Origin of the sequence: Pedobacter nyackensis (assembly GCF_900176505.1) — a bacterium.
Classification (GTDB): domain Bacteria; phylum Bacteroidota; class Bacteroidia; order Sphingobacteriales; family Sphingobacteriaceae; genus Pedobacter; species Pedobacter nyackensis.
Genome location: NZ_FWYB01000001.1, coordinates 724,903 through 744,377, shown reverse-complemented (window position 1 = coordinate 744,377; position 19,475 = coordinate 724,903). Strand labels below are relative to the sequence as shown.

Genomic DNA, 19,475 nt, shown 5'->3' with positions numbered 1-19,475 from the left:
TTACCTCACCTCAAATAAATTCAATTCACTTAATTTCATATTCCTGCGGTTAGAGATCAGGAATTCCAGTACCAGCAACAACAGCGCGAAGCCCAGGAAAAACTGGAACCGATCTTCATAGTTTTTAAACATTTTACTGTCGTAACCTTTCTTTTCCATCTTATTCACCTGATCCATTACAATGTTTAAACCACTGTTGGCATTGCTGGCCCTTACATATACGCCATTGCCCATTTGTGAGATCTCTTTACACATTTCTTCATTCAGCTTACTCACGACAGTTTTACCGGCTTCATCCGTACGAAAACCCACCGGCTGACCATTCCTATATATCGGTAGCGGTGCGCCCTCTGGTGTACCTAAACCAATCACATGGATGGTTACGTCTTTTGCTCTGGCCTGCTTAACCGCCGAAACAGCGTCGTCCTCATGGTTCTCTCCATCGGTCATCAGAATCATCGCTTTGCTCGTACCGTTTACAAAATTAAAGGACTTCATCCCCATGTCGATCGCTGCACCGATGGCAGTACCTTGTGTAGGAACGATATCCGTAGTAATGTTGTTCAGGAACAACTTAGCGGCCGAATAATCGGTTGTAATGGGCAATTGCACGTAAGCCTCACCGGCAAAAATAATGATACCGATACGGTCATTATGTAAATTATCAATCAGTTGTGATATGGCACGCTTGGCATTCTCCAGTCGGTTAGGTGCCAGATCTCCTGCCAGCATACTGTTCGACACGTCGAGCAATATCATCAGGTCAGCCCCGTTCCTTTTGGTTTCTTCCATTTTAGTACCTATTTGGGGGTTAGCAGCACCTACTACCAGTGAAGTATAAGCCAATGCAAAAAGCACGAACTTTAGTCCCGGTCTGCTTAAAGAAGCTTCGGGCATCATCCTGCGAACGGTATGCGGATCGCCCAGCGATAATAAGGCCTTCTTTTTCCATTTGCGCACCATCAAAAACACGATCACCATAAAAGGGATCAATGCCAGTGCCCATAAAAATTCTATGTGTTCAAAACGTAACATATGATTAAGTTAAGGCTCCTTTAAAAATTGTATTTCTTAATAAAAACTCTGCAAGCAACAACACCATGGCAATCAAGGCAAATGGCAGGAAGCGCTCTGTTTTTTTATTGTATTGGGTGACTGCAACTTTTGCCTTTTCCAATTGATCAATCTGACCGTAGATCTTTTTAAGCGTAGCATTATTGGTCGCACGGAAATACTGACCGCCGGTCACTTTCGCAATCTCCTTCAATACACCCTCATCAATCGTTACCGGTACTTGCTGGTATTGTACCCCCATAGGAGTTTGTACCGGATATGGTGCAAAGCCTTTTGTACCAACACCAACAGTATAAACTCTTACCTTCATTTGCTTGGCAATCTCAGCAGCCGTTAATGGCGGAATAGAGCCTGTGGTGTTCGATCCATCAGTCAGCAAAATCACTACCTTACTTTTAGCATCACTTTCTTTTAAGCGATTTACAGCAGTAGCTAGTCCCATTCCAATGGCCGTTCCATCTTCTATCATCCCGTTGCGGATCTCGCCAAATAAATTAACTAACACGTCGTGGTCGATGGTTAGCGGACATTGCGTAAAGCTCTCTCCACTAAAAATAACCAGACCTATACGGTCTTCCGGACGATCCTTGATAAAGTCTATCGCGATTTGCTTACCTGCTTCCAAACGGTTAGGTTTTAAATCTTCGGCAAGCATACTTCCCGAAATATCGGTAGCAATCACAATATCGATCCCCTCAGTGGTAGAGTTTTCCCAGCTGAAAGCTGATTGTGGTCTCGCCAGCGCAATAATTACTGCGATGAAGGCCAGAACCCTCAGTACGATACCATAATGCCTTAGCGTGCCGTATTTGTTCTTCTTTACTTTTGAAAAACCACTTAAGGCCGACATCCTCAGGCTGCCCTGAAGTTTGGCATTTCTCCAAATGTACCAGCCAATCATCAAAGGAATGATCAGCAGTAGCCAGAAAAAGCCTTTGTTGGCAAATTCAATTCCGCTAAACAGGTTCATTATTCTTTGTTTCTTTATCTGTGAATGGAACTGCAGCAGGTTTCGTATTGGTTACAAAACTGATTGCATTTTCCATACTCTGTTCGTTATCACTATTCAATGGCGTGGCTTTGGCAAACTTCACCAGATCGGCCAGCAGCAACATTTGTCGTAGCTTGTTGGTGTTTTGCTCAGAGATGTTCATATGCTTTAATCCGGAGAAAATCTCTTCAGAAGTTTGCTCCATCGCATTGATCTGGTATCTTTTCTCCAGATAATCCCTGATGATGTCTGTTAACTCACTATGGTATTGCTTCACCTGTCCCTGCTCCCATAATTTCTCACTTTTCAAAGCATTCAGCTTATCTAAAGCGATAACATGCAATGGTATCACAGCTTTAGGAGGCTCTACTTTGGCAGGCTTGTTTTTGCGTTTTTTAATCCAATACCAGATCAGTGCGGCAAGTAGCAAAATACCTAGTGCCGAAAAGGCAACGAGCTTGGCATTATCTCTTAGCCAGTCCATAAAAGAATACTTTACAGCCAGCGGTTCTTTAATATCATATATGGCCTTGGTGGTATCCACCTTTACCTCGGTTACTTCCAAAGGCAAAACAGCTGTATTGAGGTTTCCCGATTTGGTGCCAAAAGTATAAGCAGGAATGGCGTGTAATCCCGCATCAAAAGAAGTGATGGTATACTGTCTGCTGATGGTTTTTAGGGCCGGGTTATTTTTATCCGTCAGGGTATCCGTTTTCCCCATTTCTACAATCTGTATTTTTGAGGAAATGGTATCTGCCAGGACGGGAAAATCTACCTGCCCATTTACCGGCAAATGGGCCATCAACCGTAATATGGTCTGATCGCCCAGTGCTATTTTTGATTGATCCAGCTTAGCTTCTACCCTGATGTCCTGCGCCTTACTGTTAAAGGTAAGTCCGCCTAAACACAGCATTAAAAAGCAGCTGGATTTAAAATATTTGTTCATAAACTTATCTTCTGGCCTCTCGTTTCTTAAACAATGTCATTAATGGTTTAATATAGGATTCATGTGTACCGATTTTGGTAAAGTCGACCCCCGATTTTCTGAATTGCTCTTCCAGTTTATCATTTCTTTCCAGTGCAGCGGCCTTAAAGGCAATCCGGACATCTTTATCCGCTGTATTGATCCATTCCACTTGTCCTGTTTCCTCATCTTTAATGGGAATAAGTCCCAGGTTTGGAATTTCTTCCTCATGGATATCATATAGTCTCAGGGCAACAAGGTCGTGTTTACGGTTGGCAATCTTCAATTCATTCTCAAAAGGGCCACTCATAAAATCAGAAATCAGGAAAGCCGTGCATCGCTTTTTAATGGCACTGGTGAAATAGCGCAAGCCTTCGGCGACGTTAGTTCCTTTGTTTTGTGGTTGGAAATTGATCAACTCCCTGATGATCATCAGAATATGACTTCTGCCTTTTTTTGGTGGGATAAACTTCTCTACCTTATCACTAAAGAAGAGCACCCCTACTTTATCGTTGTTCTGTATGGCTGAGAAAGAGAGTACCGCGCAGAGTTCCGTTGCCAGTTCTTGCTTCAGCTGAACCTGGGTTCCGAAGTTCTTGGATCCACTTACATCCACGATTAACATCACCGTCATCTCCCGTTCCTCATCGAACACTTTCACATAAGGATGGTTAAAACGGGCCGTTACGTTCCAGTCGATGGTACGGATCTCATCTCCCACCTGGTATTCGCGCACCTCACTAAAGGCCATACCGCGACCTTTAAAGGCCGATTGGTACTCGCCTGAAAAGATCTGGTTGCTTAAACCACGGGACTTTATCTCAATCTTCCTTACTTTCTTTAAGAGATCTTTAGTATCCATAACTATGGTACTTCAACAGCATTCAATATTCCAGTGATAATCGTTTCTGTATTGATGTCTTCGGCCTCTGCCTCGTAAGTCAAGCCAATACGGTGTCTCAATACATCATGACATATCGCTCTTACATCTTCCGGAATCACATAACCTCTTCTTTTAATAAAAGCATATGCTTTAGCCGCCAATGCCAGATTGATACTCGCACGTGGCGAAGCACCAAAGCTGATCAGGTTCTTATAATCATTTAGCTTATAATCGCCCGGGAAACGCGTAGCAAAAACGATATCGATGATATATTGTTCAATCTTCTCATCCATATACACTTCTCTAACCACCTTCCTGGCTCTAAGAATATCGTCTGTATGAATCACTACATTAGGCTTAGGCATGCCCTGAGGTGCAATATTTGCACGCATGATTTTCTTCTCGTCTTCCTTCTTAGGATAGCCAATCACCACCTTCAACATAAACCTATCCACCTGCGCCTCTGGCAAGGGATATGTACCTTCCTGCTCAATAGGATTCTGTGTTGCCAATACCAAAAATGGTTTTGGTAATGGAAAGGTATTGTCGCCAATTGTTACCTGACGCTCCTGCATCGCCTCCAATAAAGCACTCTGCACTTTCGCAGGAGCTCTGTTGATTTCATCAGCAAGGATGAAATTCGAGAACAATGGTCCTTTTCTAACTATAAATTCTTCTTTCTTCTGGTTATAGATCATCGTTCCCAGCAAATCGGCCGGCAACAAGTCTGGTGTAAATTGAATTCTGCTGAATCCCGCATCAATGGCTTTCGACAAGGTGTTAATAGCCAACGTCTTTGCCAATCCGGGAACCCCCTCTAACAAAATGTGTCCATCGGCCAGTAAACCGATCAGCAAACGCTCTACCATATACCGCTGACCCACAATCACTTTATCCATTTCCAATAACAGGAGATCGATAAATGCACTTTCCTTTTGTATCATTTCATTCAATGCACGGATGTCTGTTCCATACGTCGAATGCTCAGTAATATTAGTTACTTCTTCCATTTATACCCAATTTTTGTTAATAGCTGGGAAAATTAGGGAAAGGATAGTTTTTAAGCAAGGGGGAAAGGGTTAAAATATGTTAAAAGGGAAATTTAGGTTGACTCCTCGCTGTCTGGAATAATTTGTTTCCCCTGTCTGGGAAACAAAAGAATCCTAGGACCGCTCGGAGCAACCAAAATTTCCTAGCAAGCGGTACAGCAAGCACAAAAGATTAGAATTTAACAAGCCGACAGAGCAACCAAAATTTCCTAGCAAGCGGTACAGCAAGCACAAAAGATTAGAATTTGACAAGCAACCAAAATTTCCGGGCAAGCGGTACAACAGGCACAAAAGATTAGAATTTGACAAATCGAGGGAGCTGCAAAAACCCGCTATCGAGTGTTATAAAGAAGGTAATGAGAGTTTTACAGTCATTTTTACCTTACTAAAAAACTATTTTTATATCTTAGTAAGATAATTAAGCTCTATCAAAATGAACGCAAAACTCAAAGTCCTAACAAGACGCACTATCCTCGTGGTATCAGCTACGCTATTGCCATTTATTGTTTTCCCTCAACTACAAGAAGATACGATTGAGAAGAAACCCGCATTAAATGAGGGAAAGCTTACTATAGGACTCTACTTTAATGGTAATGAAACGCCGGGATTTCCAAATCGAAATATTTATCTGCATGCCAACTACTGCCTGGAGGAAATAGTATTACACATGCAGCGTCAAGATGTTTTTCTTAGTAATGAAGGGAAAAGTATGACCTCCACTAAAGACTCTTTAACAGGATACATTTTAACAGATTTTAATAGGAGAATGTCCTGGGAATTCGATGCTTCAATTGAGCCCCCAAAATTAGTCAACTCATTTTCTATCGACGCTAAAAGGAAAGGACATAATTTCAAAGACAACAATTATCCCAATGTCAATAATGAACTTGAAAATTACACCTTTGTTAAAGACACCCTCATTGACAATAGAACTTTCAAAAAAATCATCTCCTTATCGGAATTCAAAAATGATTCATCATTAGTAAATAAGGTGTCGACTGTTTATTTAGATAAAGAGTTAAAAATTAGATTCTACCCACTGAGCAAATACTTAGATGATAAATTTGGCGGTACCTCAACGACTCTGGAGATTTTAACGGGAGCCAATATCACCAAAATGGAGTATAAATATCATGATGGCCTGAGCTTACCAGATAGTAATCGAATCAAAAAGTATATCAGCTTAGCAGAAAAAAACTTAATCGGCTTATGATTAAGCTTTTGAGGCTTTGATTCTGTGATAAGCACCATCCCAAAGTTCAATACGCTTTTTCAGGGATTCAATAGTGGCCGCCTCAGCAGCTTTCCACTTCGACTCACTATCACCGCAAAGCGCTGAAGTCATGGCCAAAGCAAGGTGACTGTGATGATCGCCATCCACTTCAATGTGTCTGTCGAGGTAGTATTTGAATAAAGAGATTTGATCAGGGAATTTCTTGTTCAGGTCGTTAACAATTGTTAGGAACATGTTTGGGATCAAATCTTCACGGCCAAAAGTAAAAGTACTCGCCTGCAAATGAGCCTCCCCACTGTTGATGATTTTAAATGTATAATCTACAAAGTTTCTGGCTTCAGCAGGTGTATCCGAATGAGCATAAGCATTTTCAAAATCACCTGTCGCTTTTAAAGTCTCTACAAACCTACCAATCTGAGTCGTATCTGCACCACATTGCTGCATCGCATCCAGGTACATCTCAAAATGACTTTTCTTTTCTCCATTCGCATCCACATCTGATTCCTCACCAGCAACAATTTCATTAATTAGTGCACGTGTACTGCCCGTCCCAACCGGAAACCATGGCACTTGTGTACAAGTAAGGTTAATCTGCAATGACTTCAACAATGACATAAAGTCCCAAACCGCATAAACATGGTACTCCATAAAGATTCTCAGATCTTCCAGATCACTAATCACATCGTAAACTTTATGATTGATGATTTCTGCTCTTAGTGATTCGATTGAGGTTTGTATGTTTTCCAGAAGTCCCTTCATTGCCGTGTCTTTTTAATTTGGGCGCAAAAGTACGAGGAATTTTTGGTTGCTCAGGATCGGTATGTAAAATTCTCATCATTTGCGCTTGGTGTAATGCTTGCAAAGCCAAAATCCACTAAATAAGTGGACAAAATTTCCTTAAACCGAAATATGACTAAGACCATCCTCCGCAATTCATAATTTTAAATAAACAATTTAAACAACATAATATTCTTATTTAACAACACATATTAATATATTATTTTACTAAGTGTAATTTTGTAACTCAAACAAGATAAAACTGAGGCAACAATGAACACAAACTCCTTATCACCAAGCGAAAACCAAACGCTCAAAGAATTACTGGAAGAGGTAAAACAAAATACGAGCTATTTCATGGGCTACCCTGTATCTAAGGATTTCAACTATAGTGAGTTGATGCCCTTTCTGGAATACCCAATGAACAACCTTGGTGATCCTTTTGTTCCTTCTACCTATGCAGTAGGTTCGCGTGAAATTGAAAAGGAAGTGGTTCAGTTTTTTGCTGAATTATTCAGGGCTAAGTCCGACGACTGGTGGGGTTATGTAACCAATGGTGGTTCGGAAGGAAACCTTTATGGTTTGTATCTTGCCCGTGAACTGCATCCAAAAGGAATGGTGTATTATTCTGAAGCTACACACTACAGCGTACAGAAGAACCTGCACCTGTTAAATATGTCGAACATCGTGATCAGCACCCAGGAAAATGGCGAAATTGATTACGAAGATCTTGAAAATACCATCAGAATGAACCGCCATATGCCAGTAATCATCATGGCTAACATCGGCACAACCATGACCGAAGCCCGTGACGACATCAGCAAAATTAAGCTCATCCTTAAAAAACTGGCCATCAAGCATTACTACATCCATGCCGACGGCGCCCTATCCGGCAGTTACAGTGCTTTAATAGAACCTCGACCAGCATTCGACTTTGCCGATGGTGCAGATAGCATCGCGATCAGTGGTCATAAATTCATAGGGTCACCAATGCCTTGTGGTGTTGTTGTGGCTAAGAAATCCAACAGAGACCGTATTGCACGCTCCGTAGCTTACATCGGCAGCATGGATACCACGATCTCAGGATCAAGAAATGGTCATAGTCCCCTGTTTATGTGGTATACCATTAAAAAACTAGGTATTACTGGCTTGAAAGAACGTGCACAGCATTGTCTGGAGACCGCAGCGTATGCAGAATTAAAACTTAAGGAAATCGGTATCCCGGCCTGGAGAAACACCAATGCCATTACTGTAAACTTCCCGGAGCCTGATCTGCAAATCAGACAAAAATGGCAACTGGCAGCCGAAGGAGGCTGGTCGCACATCATTTGTATGCCGAACATTACTAAAACACAAATCGATCAGCTGATACAAGAAATCGTGGTTACACAAATGGCAGTACCAGTATTGTAAAGACTGGTACTGCCAGCATTAAATAGCGGATTTTAAAACAGATTTGGGATTGTCCGAAATTAGAGGGAAATTGTTCTAAGGGTTGTGCATAAACCTTTAGAACAATTTCCCTCTTTTTATATATCAATTTTTAATCATACAAAACCTTTTAAAATATGAAGAAAGTAACAGGCCTTGGCGGTGTATTTTTTAAATGCGACAATCCAAAAGATATGAACGAATGGTACGCCAAAAATCTTGGCCTGGCTACCACTGAATACGGAGCAACGTTTGAATGGCGACAGGCCGATGATCCGTCGAAAAAAGGATCCACGGCCTGGTGCACATTTCCGAAGGACACCAAATATTTTGACCCATCATCTAAGCCCTTTATGATTAACTACCGCGTGGAAAACATCGTTGCACTGGTAGATGAACTTAAAAAGGAAAACGTGACCGTTATTGATGAAATTTCCGAATTTGAATATGGCAAATTCGTCCATGTACTCGATCCAGAAGGGAATGTTATTGAACTTTGGGAACCAGTAGATGATTGGGAACCAGATAATACTTAACAAGTATTCTACTTAGCTAAAAAACAACTCCTCCCTCGAAGGCTGGCATTTAACTCGTAGCATTTTGATTTTTAAAGGCCTCGTTGAGTTCCTTTCAGTCGGTTCTTGCGGAAGGGCAAGAGCGCCTGAGGCCTTTACGGAGAAATTGCTTTTTTAGCTTCAGTATTGACTAATAAATATCTACAAACAAATAAGGCGCCCAACTCTTTAGGCGCCCTGTTTGACTAAAAAATTACCTTTTCCGAGAAGGCCTAGCGTTGTTTCCGATTCTTCATCGGAAATTATGCCGACTTCGAGGAGAACGGTTATTTTTTGCAGTTGACAACACCAATAAAATAAAGTAGTTTTGTAAACCAAATACTAGCAGAGTATGTTAGTTAATTGGCAACAAAAATAGCTCATATGAATAATCTCTTTGCTGAAAGATTTAAATCTGCACGTCTGATGAATGGCTTTTCATTACAGGACTTATCTGATAAGCTCAATAAGAAAATTTCCCGTCAGGCCTTACATAAGTACGAAAAGGGAGAAGTAATTCCCGACAGCGTCATGCTAGGGCTATTGTGTGAAGCCTTGTCTGTCAGGCCAGATTATTTTTTCAGGGATGCACAGGTTCAGCTGGGAAACATTGAATTTCGTAAACTAAAAAAGCTTCCTGCTAAAGAAGAGCATAAGATCCTTGAACATGCAAAGGATTATCTTTCCCGGTACCTGGAACTTGAACAATTATTGAACATCGAGACTAAATTTAGCAATCCATTGGAGGGTATGAAACCAATCAAATCTTTTGATGATGTGGAAGAAGCCGCCATTAAAGTTAGAGAAATTTGGGGAATGGGAATAGGTGCTATTGCCAGCGTTGTTGAACTTCTCGAGGATAAACACATTAAAGTAATGTATATTAATGCGGGCAATGATTACGACGGCATGCAAACTATGGTTTTGGGAAACAATGTTCCGGTGATAGCTATTAACGAAAATAAGGTTAAGAAAGAAGATCGTAAGCGATTTACTGCAATGCATGAGTTGGCGCATTTGCTACTGAATATTCAAGATGATCTTCCTGAAAAAGAAAAGGAAATTATATGTCACCAATTTGCTGGAGCAATATTATTCCCTGCCGACGCTTTAAGAAATGAACTCGGAAATCAGAGAACTAAAATACACCTCCAGGAGTTAGGAGCACTAAAAAAAGAATATGGTATATCTATGCAGGCCATCATTATGAGAGCAAAAGATTTAAAAATTATTTCTGACAACTACTGCAAGCAATTATTCACCATGTTCAAGCAAATGAACTGGAGGGTTGATGAACCTGTTAGTTACGAAGTAAAAGAAACATCCAATCGTTTTGATCAATTGCTGTTCAGAGCCTTAGCACAAGAAATCATTTCATTCAGTAAAGCAGCGGCCCTCAAAAATTTAAAAGTAGCTGAATTTCACAGTCTAGAGTTGTCTATGAAATGAAATTAGCCATTACAGATGCTTGTATCTTTATTGAGCTACACAATTTAAGACTCACCTCAGATTTTTTCAAACTCGACATTGAAGTTCATACATCAATAGATGTTTTTAATGAGCTTTATGACGAGCAACAAGATCTGCTACGAGCTTATCAGGGTACGGGTAAACTGATCATGCACACTTTAACAGAAACGGACAGAAATATTATTCTTAATAGTAAATATGCTGCCGGACTTTCTGAGAATGACAAAACGGTTCTTCATATCGCCATTCAAAATCAGGCCATAGTGTTAAGCAGTGATAAAGCTGTAAGGAAGCACGCTAAAAAATCATCAATTGAGTACCACGGCATGCTTTGGATATTTGATAGATTGGTACTCCTCAATGTAATTACAAAAAGTGATGCTATCATAAAGATTACGCAAATGATGAAATCCAATATCATTTATCAAAACAATATGGAACTTCTAAAAGAAATGGCCTTAAGAGTCAAAAAATGGAGTCTATAAACAAATAAGGCGCCCAACTCTTTAGGCGCCCTGCTTGACTAAAAAATTACCTTCTCCGAGAAGGCCTCAGGCGCTTTTGCCCTTCCGCAAAAGATGCCCAGCCTTAGAGGAGAATGGTTATTTTTTAGTATTACTTTGCCTTTTTAAACCACGATTTTACCTTTTTAGAATTCCGATCCGCTACCAAATACATACACGGCACCAACACCAACGTTAAGAATGTTGCAAAGCTCAATCCAAATATAATCGTCCACGACAGCGGTCCCCAGAACGCCACATTGTCCCCGCCAAAGTAAAGATGCGGATGGAACTCCGTAAACATCGTCACGAAATCTATATTTAACCCTACAGCTAATGGGATCAACCCTAACATCGTTGCCGTTGCTGTCAGCAATACCGGTGTCATCCTTGTGCGTCCCGCTTCAATCACTGCCTCCTTCACTTCCATACCCTGACTCACCATCAGATCTGCAAACTCTACCAGCAGGATTCCGTTTCGCACTACAATACCTGCAAGCGCTACAATTCCGAGCCCCGTCATAACGATCGACAACTCCATTCTGAATATCGTTACACCCAGCAATACACCGATGATACTAAACAAGATCTCACTTAAAATCACGACAGGCTTACTAATCGAATTGAACTGCAATACCAGAATGATTAAGATGATAAACAAAGCACTCACCATTGCTGTCCCCAGGAAGGCTGCTGTCTCCATTTGCTCTTCCTGCTCACCTGCCATTTTTATCTCTACCCCGTCGGGCGCTTTAAACTCATTGATTTCGGTTTGAATATTGGCTACTACCTCATTGGCATTATAATCCGATAAAACGTTCGAAGAAAGGATAATGATCCTTTTCTGCTGTTTACGCTTGATACCGCCATAGGTATTTACATAATCAATATCCGCGAAAGCCGATATCGGCACCTGCCTGATGGCACCACCCATAGCCATATCTCGGTAGGTTACCTTCATATTACGTAAGGCCTCAAGATTATCCCTCTGCTCCTCTTTGGCACGCACGTTGATCTCGTAATCCTCATTTTCGTCCCTGTATTTCGACACCTCCTTACCAAACAAGGCGGTACGTAAAGCCAAACCAATCTGACCTGTCGAAACCCCTTCCCTGTTGGCACGTTCCCTGTTTACATTAAAGATGATCTCCGGTTTGTTGTTCTGGAAGTCGGTCTTCAACTCCTCTACACCGGCAACCTGTTTCTTATCCAGGTATTTTTTTAGCCTGTCGGCAGTAAGTGCGATAGAATCCAGGTTATCGCCAGTAATTTCGATACTAATCGGTTTTGCTGTCGGCGGCCCACCCTGCTCCTGCGCCACACTAATTTCAGCTCCCGGAATGCCTTTTACAACCTCACGAACCTTATCCAGATAAATAGATGTTCTTTCTCCGGTACGCTTACCGAAAGGCACAAAAGCCACGGTAACCTTACCCTTATTGGTATACTCGCCCTGATCTTCGCCCTGCGGATCTGTTACCCCAACCGTTACATTTGAAATGATAGAAGATACATCCGGGTTGTTGCGGCCTACTACTTTGGTAACCCGCTCTTCCACCTTCTCGACCACCTTACTGGTATATGCCTGATCGGTACCTACAGGCAATTCAATATATACATACACGAAATTAGGGTCGGCAGTAGGGAAAAACACCACACGAGGTGGCACTACAGCGACAAGAATAAGCGTAAAGAAAAACAAGCCTACGGTACCCCATATCATGGTACGCGGACGTTTCAATGCCCAGGTGAGCAAGGAATGGTAGCCATTAATCACTTTAGGCCAGGTTACCGTCTGGAATTTCTTAATTATTCTGGTCAGCACAAAGTGATTTAGCAAGTAAAGGAGACACATCAGGACTACAAAATTCCCGATCCCCATATTAATCAGATAACCCACCAAGGCTACACCGGTAAACACCAGCACCGTAAGCCTTACCCCTTTGTTAAAGGTAGGTTTGTCGTTTTCATGCTCATCATGAGGCTTCATAAAATCAACCGCAAAAACAGGGTTGATAATATAAGCCACCACCAGGGAAGCCGATAAAGTTACAATCAATGTCACCGGCAGGAAATACATAAACTCACCAATAATTCCGGGCCAGAACAGCAAAGGGAAAAACGGAGCTAGTGTAGTTAAAGTACCCGATAGTACTGGTAAGAACACCTCTCCGGTAGCTGTTTTGGCAGCTTGCACGATAGGCACCCTGCCATTATCAAAAATACGATGCGTATTTTCGATCACCACAATAGCATCATCCACCACGATCCCCAAACCGAGCAGGAAGGAGAACAATACCATCATGTTCATGGTAAAGTTAAAATCGAATATTCCTCCCAGTACTGGCATCAGCAGGAAGGCAATAAACATTGATAACGGCACCGACATCGCCACAAACAGCGCATTGGTTACCCCCATAAAAAACATCAGAATCAAGGTCACCAAAATAAAACCAATGATGATGGTATTAATCAGATCATGTAAGGTAATACGTGTTTGGTCGCTCTGATCACCTGTTATAGTAATGTTCAGCTTCTCCGGAATCACTTTGCCCTTCATGTCCTTTAACATCGCATTGATCTTGTCCGAAGCCTCAATCAGGTTTTCTCCACTTCGCTTCCTTACGTTTAGGGTGATTACATTTTTGCCGTACAAACGAGCATAACTGTTCTGTTCTTTAAATGAATCCTTTACCTCAGCAATATCCTTTAAATAAACAGATCCGCCGGTAGGGGTTTTAACAACCATATTACCAATCTCTTCCGCATTCTTAAACTCCTTTTTGATGTTTAAGGTCCGCAGCATGCCATCCATTTTAACGGATCCGCCGGAGATGGTGAGGTTTTCATATTTCACCGCATTATCAATATCCGTAAAAGAAAGCTGGGCTGCCTCCATCTTCCGCAAATCCACATTGATCTGTATTTCCGGCTCCAGGGCACCAACAATATCCACACCTGCAATCTCTTTTAAACCTTCAACGCGGTCTTCAATATCATCTGCATATTCCTTTAGTTTTTTCAGGTCAAAGTCGCCCGAGATATTGATGTACATGATGGGCAGGTCGGACAGGTTGATGTCCATAATTACCGGATCATCCGGCAAATCTGAAGGAAGATCAGTTTTAGCTTTATCCACGGCATCCTTTATCCGCTGTTTGGCATCCTTAATGTCTACATCCGTATTGAACTCTGCCGTGATGAAAGAGAAGTCCTGGAAAGAGTTCGAAGTAATCTTCTTTAAGCCCGATGTTCCGCGGATTTCCTTTTCCAGCTGTTTGGTCACCAGGTTTTCCATGTTAGATGGAGAAGTTCCCGGATAAACGGTCTGCACAAATATTTTAGGAATAATTACTTCCGGGAAATTCTCTTTAGGCAAGCTCTGGTAAGAAAAATAACCGGCAATCATCAGCAAACATGTAAACACGTAGATGGCCGTCCTGTTATCAATTGCCCAGCTGGACGGTCGAAATTCTTTATTAATATCCTTCATATAATTTGATGAATAATCAGTTATAATTTAATTCCATCGCCATCATTCAGATCCTGAAAACCGGTAACAATTACCTTATCTCCTGCCTTTAAACCCGATAATACCTCGGCTTTTCCGTCCGATATTTTTCCGCTTTTAATGTCTACCTTCTTCGCTTTGCCATTTTCAGCGATGAAGACATACTCACTGCTTTCCGACTTCTGGATCGCATTTACCGGAACTACCAGTGCATTGTTATTCCTATAGTCTACAATTTTTAATATGGCCACCATATTTGGGCGGTAGGTCTTATTTGACGGCAATTTCACTTCCACATTAAAGCCTCTCGAAATCGGATCAATCACTTTAGCAGCAAAAGAAATCTTCGCGTGAAGGTTATCAGGCACATCCGGCAGGGAAACTTCAACTTCATCTCCCTGATTCACTTTTCCGCCATAGTTTTCGGAAACCAATGCTTTTACTTTAAGGCGATCGGCATTAACGATTCTAATACCAATGGGTGCTCCTGGTGATACCGACTGGCCGAGCTTCAGGTCCATAGCATCTACTGTCCCCGAAATCGGGCTTTTAATTTTATTCATGGCTGCTGTGGATTTTAACCCCGACAGTTGTCTTTCCAGGCCTTCCTTCTGACTCTTTGCAGTAAGATACTGCACCTCAGTACCGATTTTCTGATCCCAGAGATTTTTCTGACGCATAAAAACCGTAGTAGCAAGATCGAGCTGTGTTTGCAGCTGTGCAACACTCTGACGCAATACTTTATCATCAAGCTGAACCAACACCTGCCCTTTACTTACATGCTGACCTACCTTAGCATAAATCGCAGTCACGGTACCCGGCGACTCAGGCATGACATCTACATTATCTTCTGCATCAACCCTCCCCTGAACTTCTACATAGCTCATGAAAGGCATAGTGCTCAATTCCGTAACAACCACATCTTTTAGATCGGCTTCCTTTTTATCCTGACCGAGCTCGGCCTCCAGCTTTTCAATCTTTGTATTCAATGCAATGCGTTCCTTTTTAAGCTGATCGAGGGCTGCTTTTTTATTCTTCGGTTGATCGGAAGAACAGGAAGCCAAAACAAGGGCCAATGCTATGGTATATAAAGGTGTCTTCATCGTTATTTTCGTTTGATTTTGAGGTTAATAATAGGGATGTTAATAATTGATTCTTCCTGTAGCCTTATCCAGATCCACTTTATTGATTAGCAGGTCGTACAGGGCTTTGATATAATTGTTTTGCGATTCCTTTACCGTGGTTTCGGCATTGGTGACTTCCAGACTGGAGCCTACACCTTGCTCGTATTTAATACGGCTAACGCGGAGAATTTCTTCCGACAGGCGAAGGTTTCGCTGCTGATTTTCAACAGAGCGCAAACTATTGGTATACATTTTCTGAGTGGTAGCGATTTCTTGAGTAATGCCGTTTTTCGCATTAAAAAGATCATTTTCCGATTTCTTAACAGCTAGTTTGGCATTGGCCACCTGGTAAATACGCTGTCCCCCGTTAATTAAATTCCAGGAAAGTGTAAAACCAATCACCGAAGTTGGGAAACTCATGTCATAGTGGTTTGAAAATGAGTCCGATTGAAAACTCTTAGATGCGCTGGCAAATCCTTTCAAAGTTGGCAGGAAATAGCTTTTTTGTCTTTTCAAATCCAGTTCATTCAGTTTTTTTTGTGTTTCCAGCAAGGAATACTCTATTCGTCCTTTATAAGCTGTGGTATCCGCCATTGGCATCACAACCGGCTCAGCCCTTACATTACTGATCTTATCAGTGAGGGTAAGATTGGCCTGAACGGGCATGCCCATCTGGAATTTAAGAAGGTCGGTATTGATGGCAAATAAACTGATCACATTCTCCCGCTCTGTTTCCAGGTTATTTTTTAGAACCTGCAACCTGTCGACATCAATCTTTTCGGCGAAGCCATTCTTAAACAGGGCTTCGGTATCGTTTAAAGACTTAGTTAACTGGGTCAGGTTGGCATCAATCAATTGCAGCTGTTCCTGACTAACCAATGCCGAATAATAGGCTTTACTTACCGCAACTGCAGTTTCGATTCTGGTACGCTTGCTGTTTCTGATCGACAATTCCTTATAAGTTTTTGAAGCCTGCAAGCCAACAATATATGTCCCGTCGAACAGCAGCTGATTTAATTCGATGTTCGCTGTGGAGTTGTATTTGGTTCCGAACTTCACAGGGATAGGTGTACTAGAAGGTGGATTTGAAAATTCGCCTGGCAGCAAAGTAGTCGGCAGTTTTAAAAAGTCCTGGAAACTATAAGAAGTAGAAACCTGTGGTAAGCCGATACCGATGGTCTGTTTTACAGTATTGCGGGCAATTTCTTCGTCGATTGTGGCATTGAGTATTGCAGTCTGGTGTGTAAATGCATAATCTATTGCTGCTTTCAGGCTGAAGCTGTAGTTAGGTACATCTCTTTCCTGTGCCTTAACTTTAGCCCCGATTGTAAACAATAGGAGGATCCAATAAATTCTGATTTTCATAGGGTTAAATACAAATGACTACACTAATATATAACGAATCATCGGAAATCCATAGCAAGTTTTACAACTACTGACGCTTTTATCAGGTTATTTTTATGCCTTATAGTAAAAAAAATATATTCATGATGCAACTTCATTTCCTTTCTTTATTTTTACGTACCAAAACAAACAAGTGTTCCATTTATTTAGATACAGAATTCCTGCTAAGTACTCCGAACAGTTTAAGGAGACTTTTAGTTATATCAATGTAAGACAGGTAACCGCATTAAGTTCGGTATTGATAGCTATTGCCCTGGGGGTAAGGATAACTTATTTAGTTTACCATAAGGAGCTGGTTAACATGCCTAACCTGTTCTTTTACCAGATCTTAAATGGCGTTCAGATTGGAGGATCTGCATTGTTCATCATCATCAGTGCTTACATTTTAAAATCGAGAAGCTGGTCTATAACAGCCCGGAATATCTTCGTCACCCTATTCTGCATTTTCCTGCTAACAACCTCCTTTACGGTAGGTTATCTGTTCTCCCAATTCAATCCAAAAAATACCCTCACCGTATTCCTCACTGGAATTGTTGCTGTCAGTATTTTCTTCGCAATTGAATTAAAACACATTGTCATCATTTCTGTTTATATCGTTTTTCTGTTTATTGTTGCAATGATCATTCCCGATATTAGCAGTCTTCAAAAAGTGCTCAATATCATTATGTCAGGTGTGCTCTCTATGTTCCTGTTTGCCTGCTCCAGATCCAGCTATTACTTTAAAGCAGAGCAATTTGTAAAAGTAAAGCAACTGGAAGAAAAGAACATGGAAGTGCAGGTTCTTATTCAGCAAAAAAGTGAGATCCTTGGTTTTGTGGCGCATGACCTAAGAAACCCATTGAACAATATAGAGGCGCTAACAAAAATGCTGCTGGATGAGGAGGAGCATAAAGACAGTACAGAGATGCAGCTGATCCTCCGTTCTACACGTCAGGCAAAGCACATCATAGAAGACCTGCTGGAGGTGGCTCATAATGATAAAAACCCTTTCCACTTGCAACACACCAATATCAGTGACTTTATGAATGGCATTTGCGAGAACTGGCAAAAAAACCTGAACAGAGAAAGGTCTATAAATTTCAAACCTGCTGAACCAGCTATTACTGCTGCCGTTAATCCATCAAAGCTAACAAGGGTAATTGATAACCTGATAGGAAACAGCTTAAAATTCTCGAATCCGGAAACGCCAATTGACATCGAAGTTAGCAGATCCGCGACTCAATGCATCATCAGGATTACCGACCTGGGTATTGGTATCCCTACAAATCTGCAGGACGTACTTTTTGATCAGTTTTCTAAGGCAGGCAGACCCGGCCTTAGAGGCGAGAAATCAGTGGGATTAGGCTTACACATCTCCAAACAGATTATTGAGCAGCACGGAGGTTCAATCACCGTTTCCAGCAAGGAAAACGAAGGTACTACTTTCCAAATTACGATTCCTTTAATAGCAGCTTAAGACTGAATATTATTAATGCACAAATAAAAATGCCTGTTGATACAATATCAACAGGCAAAGGGAGCGTTAGTACTAAATGAGGGTTAATATTTCAGTTTAATGGTAATATTCCAGGTTCCAGGTTCAAAAATTGCAAAATCGAACCAATAGTTAAAGTACTTTCCAATAGCGCTGTTGTTGTTGTACATATCTATACGCTGTGCCCAAATCGGAATACCTTGTCCTGTTGGCAAACCACCAATAACGGGGATAGGAGTTCCCTCAGTTTCAATCTCTAAGCGGTCAGGGAATTCGGTATATTTAACTATTTTCTGAAGCCCTAAATTATGCCAATCTTTTAAGTTTGGATTTGCGACTGTACCGTATTCGTACCCCAAAAGTGTTTTGGGATCTATTGGGGTGTCATCCTTCCTCAGTGTTCTAACAATCAGCTTAGTAGGCCCGGTTGAAGCCACAGTTTTTTCCATTGTAACATCAATACCAGTTATGCCATCTACGCCTGAGAAGGCATAAGAATAAGGCCCTGCAGGTGTAGTATTTATGGTTAATGCATTTTTAATGATCATTTCTCCGCCACTATTTTTCACTTTTATGTCAAAAATATAACGTCCCGAAGGAAAAATAGCAGGATCTTTAGCTTCCGGATAAATAATAATCTGACCATTGGTTGGATTAATATCAATCGCCGGTTTTTTAGCCGCAATTCTGATCTTATTAATTTGATCCAGCGAAGTCTCTAAACCGGTAGGTGTACCCGTCCAATAGTAGGTGTCCACTTTATAATTCATCAACTCTGTAAACACTTTACCATTCTCATCGTGGATAGAAACGATACTTGCTTCAATCGGTTTGGTAGATCCGTCTGTAGCTAAAGCTGCTGACATAATAAGTCCTCGTCCGGTAACTACCGTTAAAGTTTTAGTTGTATATGCTATTGTCGGGCTTATAAAGCCAATTTTTTCTTGTTTCTTACATCCTGTAAGCAATGCCATTCCCGTCACAAATAGCAAACAAAAACTCAAATAAATTCTTCTCATAAATAATTTTCTA

At 41.3% G+C, this 19,475-nt stretch carries 16 protein-coding genes; 6 read left to right on the top strand and 10 right to left on the bottom strand.

What is annotated here, in order from left to right; all coding sequences use genetic code 11:
* From B9A18_RS03030 to B9A18_RS03010, 5 genes are read right to left on the bottom strand one after another with little or no spacing between them, the layout of a single operon-like run.
* Nucleotides 1–1,035 carry a vWA domain-containing protein gene (locus tag B9A18_RS03030; RefSeq protein ID WP_084287180.1) on the bottom strand — a complete coding sequence of 345 codons (1,035 nt, stop codon included), beginning with the start codon at nucleotides 1,033–1,035 and terminating at the stop codon, nucleotides 1–3.
* Between the two features lie 4 nt (nucleotides 1,036–1,039).
* Nucleotides 1,040–2,044, bottom strand: a complete 1,005-nt coding sequence (locus B9A18_RS03025; RefSeq protein ID WP_200816297.1) for a vWA domain-containing protein — start codon at nucleotides 2,042–2,044, stop codon at nucleotides 1,040–1,042.
* A complete protein-coding gene (locus B9A18_RS03020; protein ID WP_084287179.1) occupies nucleotides 2,031–3,011 on the bottom strand; it encodes a hypothetical protein in 981 nt (326 codons plus the stop codon). Before B9A18_RS03020 ends, B9A18_RS03025 begins: the two co-directional genes overlap by 14 nt.
* A gap of 4 nt (nucleotides 3,012–3,015) precedes the next feature.
* Entirely contained in the window at nucleotides 3,016–3,891 is an 876-nt protein-coding gene (locus B9A18_RS03015) for a DUF58 domain-containing protein (RefSeq protein WP_084287178.1), read from the bottom strand.
* 2 nt (nucleotides 3,892–3,893) lie between these two features.
* The gene (locus B9A18_RS03010) at nucleotides 3,894–4,922 is read right to left on the bottom strand and encodes an AAA family ATPase (protein WP_084287177.1); all 1,029 of its coding nucleotides are present in this window, start codon (nucleotides 4,920–4,922) and stop codon (nucleotides 3,894–3,896) included.
* 472 nt (nucleotides 4,923–5,394) lie between these two features.
* Between B9A18_RS03010 and B9A18_RS03005 the strand changes: the two genes are divergently transcribed.
* Entirely contained in the window at nucleotides 5,395–6,174 is a 780-nt protein-coding gene (locus tag B9A18_RS03005; RefSeq protein ID WP_084287176.1) for a hypothetical protein, read from the top strand.
* On the opposite strand, the gene B9A18_RS03000 is transcribed toward B9A18_RS03005, so the two are convergent.
* Complete coding sequence (locus tag B9A18_RS03000) at nucleotides 6,175–6,954, bottom strand: DUF3050 domain-containing protein (protein ID WP_084287175.1); 780 nt, start codon at nucleotides 6,952–6,954, stop codon at nucleotides 6,175–6,177.
* A gap of 291 nt (nucleotides 6,955–7,245) precedes the next feature.
* Between B9A18_RS03000 and B9A18_RS02995 the strand changes: the two genes are divergently transcribed.
* The 4 genes from B9A18_RS02995 (at nucleotide 7,246) to B9A18_RS02980 (ending at nucleotide 10,912) form a co-directional block, all read left to right on the top strand.
* Entirely contained in the window at nucleotides 7,246–8,385 is a 1,140-nt protein-coding gene (locus B9A18_RS02995; protein WP_084287174.1) for a histidine decarboxylase, read from the top strand.
* 155 nt (nucleotides 8,386–8,540) lie between these two features.
* Nucleotides 8,541–8,939, top strand: a complete 399-nt coding sequence (locus B9A18_RS02990) for a VOC family protein (RefSeq protein WP_084287173.1) — start codon at nucleotides 8,541–8,543, stop codon at nucleotides 8,937–8,939.
* Between the two features lie 402 nt (nucleotides 8,940–9,341).
* Nucleotides 9,342–10,406 (top strand): helix-turn-helix domain-containing protein, encoded by a 1,065-nt coding sequence (locus B9A18_RS02985; protein ID WP_200816296.1) that lies wholly within the window; start codon nucleotides 9,342–9,344, stop codon nucleotides 10,404–10,406.
* On the top strand, nucleotides 10,403–10,912 hold the full coding sequence (locus tag B9A18_RS02980; protein ID WP_084287172.1) for a PIN domain-containing protein: 510 nt from the start codon (nucleotides 10,403–10,405) through the stop codon (nucleotides 10,910–10,912). The genes B9A18_RS02985 and B9A18_RS02980 overlap by 4 nt, the downstream gene beginning before the upstream one ends.
* Nucleotides 10,913–11,042: 130 nt before the next feature.
* On the opposite strand, the gene B9A18_RS02975 is transcribed toward B9A18_RS02980, so the two are convergent.
* From B9A18_RS02975 to B9A18_RS02965, 3 genes are read right to left on the bottom strand one after another with little or no spacing between them, the layout of a single operon-like run.
* Entirely contained in the window at nucleotides 11,043–14,423 is a 3,381-nt protein-coding gene (locus B9A18_RS02975; RefSeq protein ID WP_084287171.1) for an efflux RND transporter permease subunit, read from the bottom strand.
* Nucleotides 14,424–14,443: 20 nt separating this feature from the next.
* Complete coding sequence (locus B9A18_RS02970; RefSeq protein ID WP_084287170.1) at nucleotides 14,444–15,544, bottom strand: efflux RND transporter periplasmic adaptor subunit; 1,101 nt, start codon at nucleotides 15,542–15,544, stop codon at nucleotides 14,444–14,446.
* 39 nt (nucleotides 15,545–15,583) lie between these two features.
* The gene (locus B9A18_RS02965) at nucleotides 15,584–16,930 is read right to left on the bottom strand and encodes a TolC family protein (RefSeq protein ID WP_084287169.1); all 1,347 of its coding nucleotides are present in this window, start codon (nucleotides 16,928–16,930) and stop codon (nucleotides 15,584–15,586) included.
* Nucleotides 16,931–17,102: 172 nt separating this feature from the next.
* Between B9A18_RS02965 and B9A18_RS02960 the strand changes: the two genes are divergently transcribed.
* The gene (locus tag B9A18_RS02960; RefSeq protein WP_084287168.1) at nucleotides 17,103–18,425 is read left to right on the top strand and encodes a sensor histidine kinase; all 1,323 of its coding nucleotides are present in this window, start codon (nucleotides 17,103–17,105) and stop codon (nucleotides 18,423–18,425) included.
* Nucleotides 18,426–18,508: 83 nt separating this feature from the next.
* Here the strand turns inward: B9A18_RS02960 and B9A18_RS02955 are convergent, their stop codons facing one another.
* Nucleotides 18,509–19,462 carry a DUF5007 domain-containing protein gene (locus B9A18_RS02955; RefSeq protein WP_084287167.1) on the bottom strand — a complete coding sequence of 318 codons (954 nt, stop codon included), beginning with the start codon at nucleotides 19,460–19,462 and terminating at the stop codon, nucleotides 18,509–18,511.
* Nucleotides 19,463–19,475 lie beyond the last annotated feature (13 nt).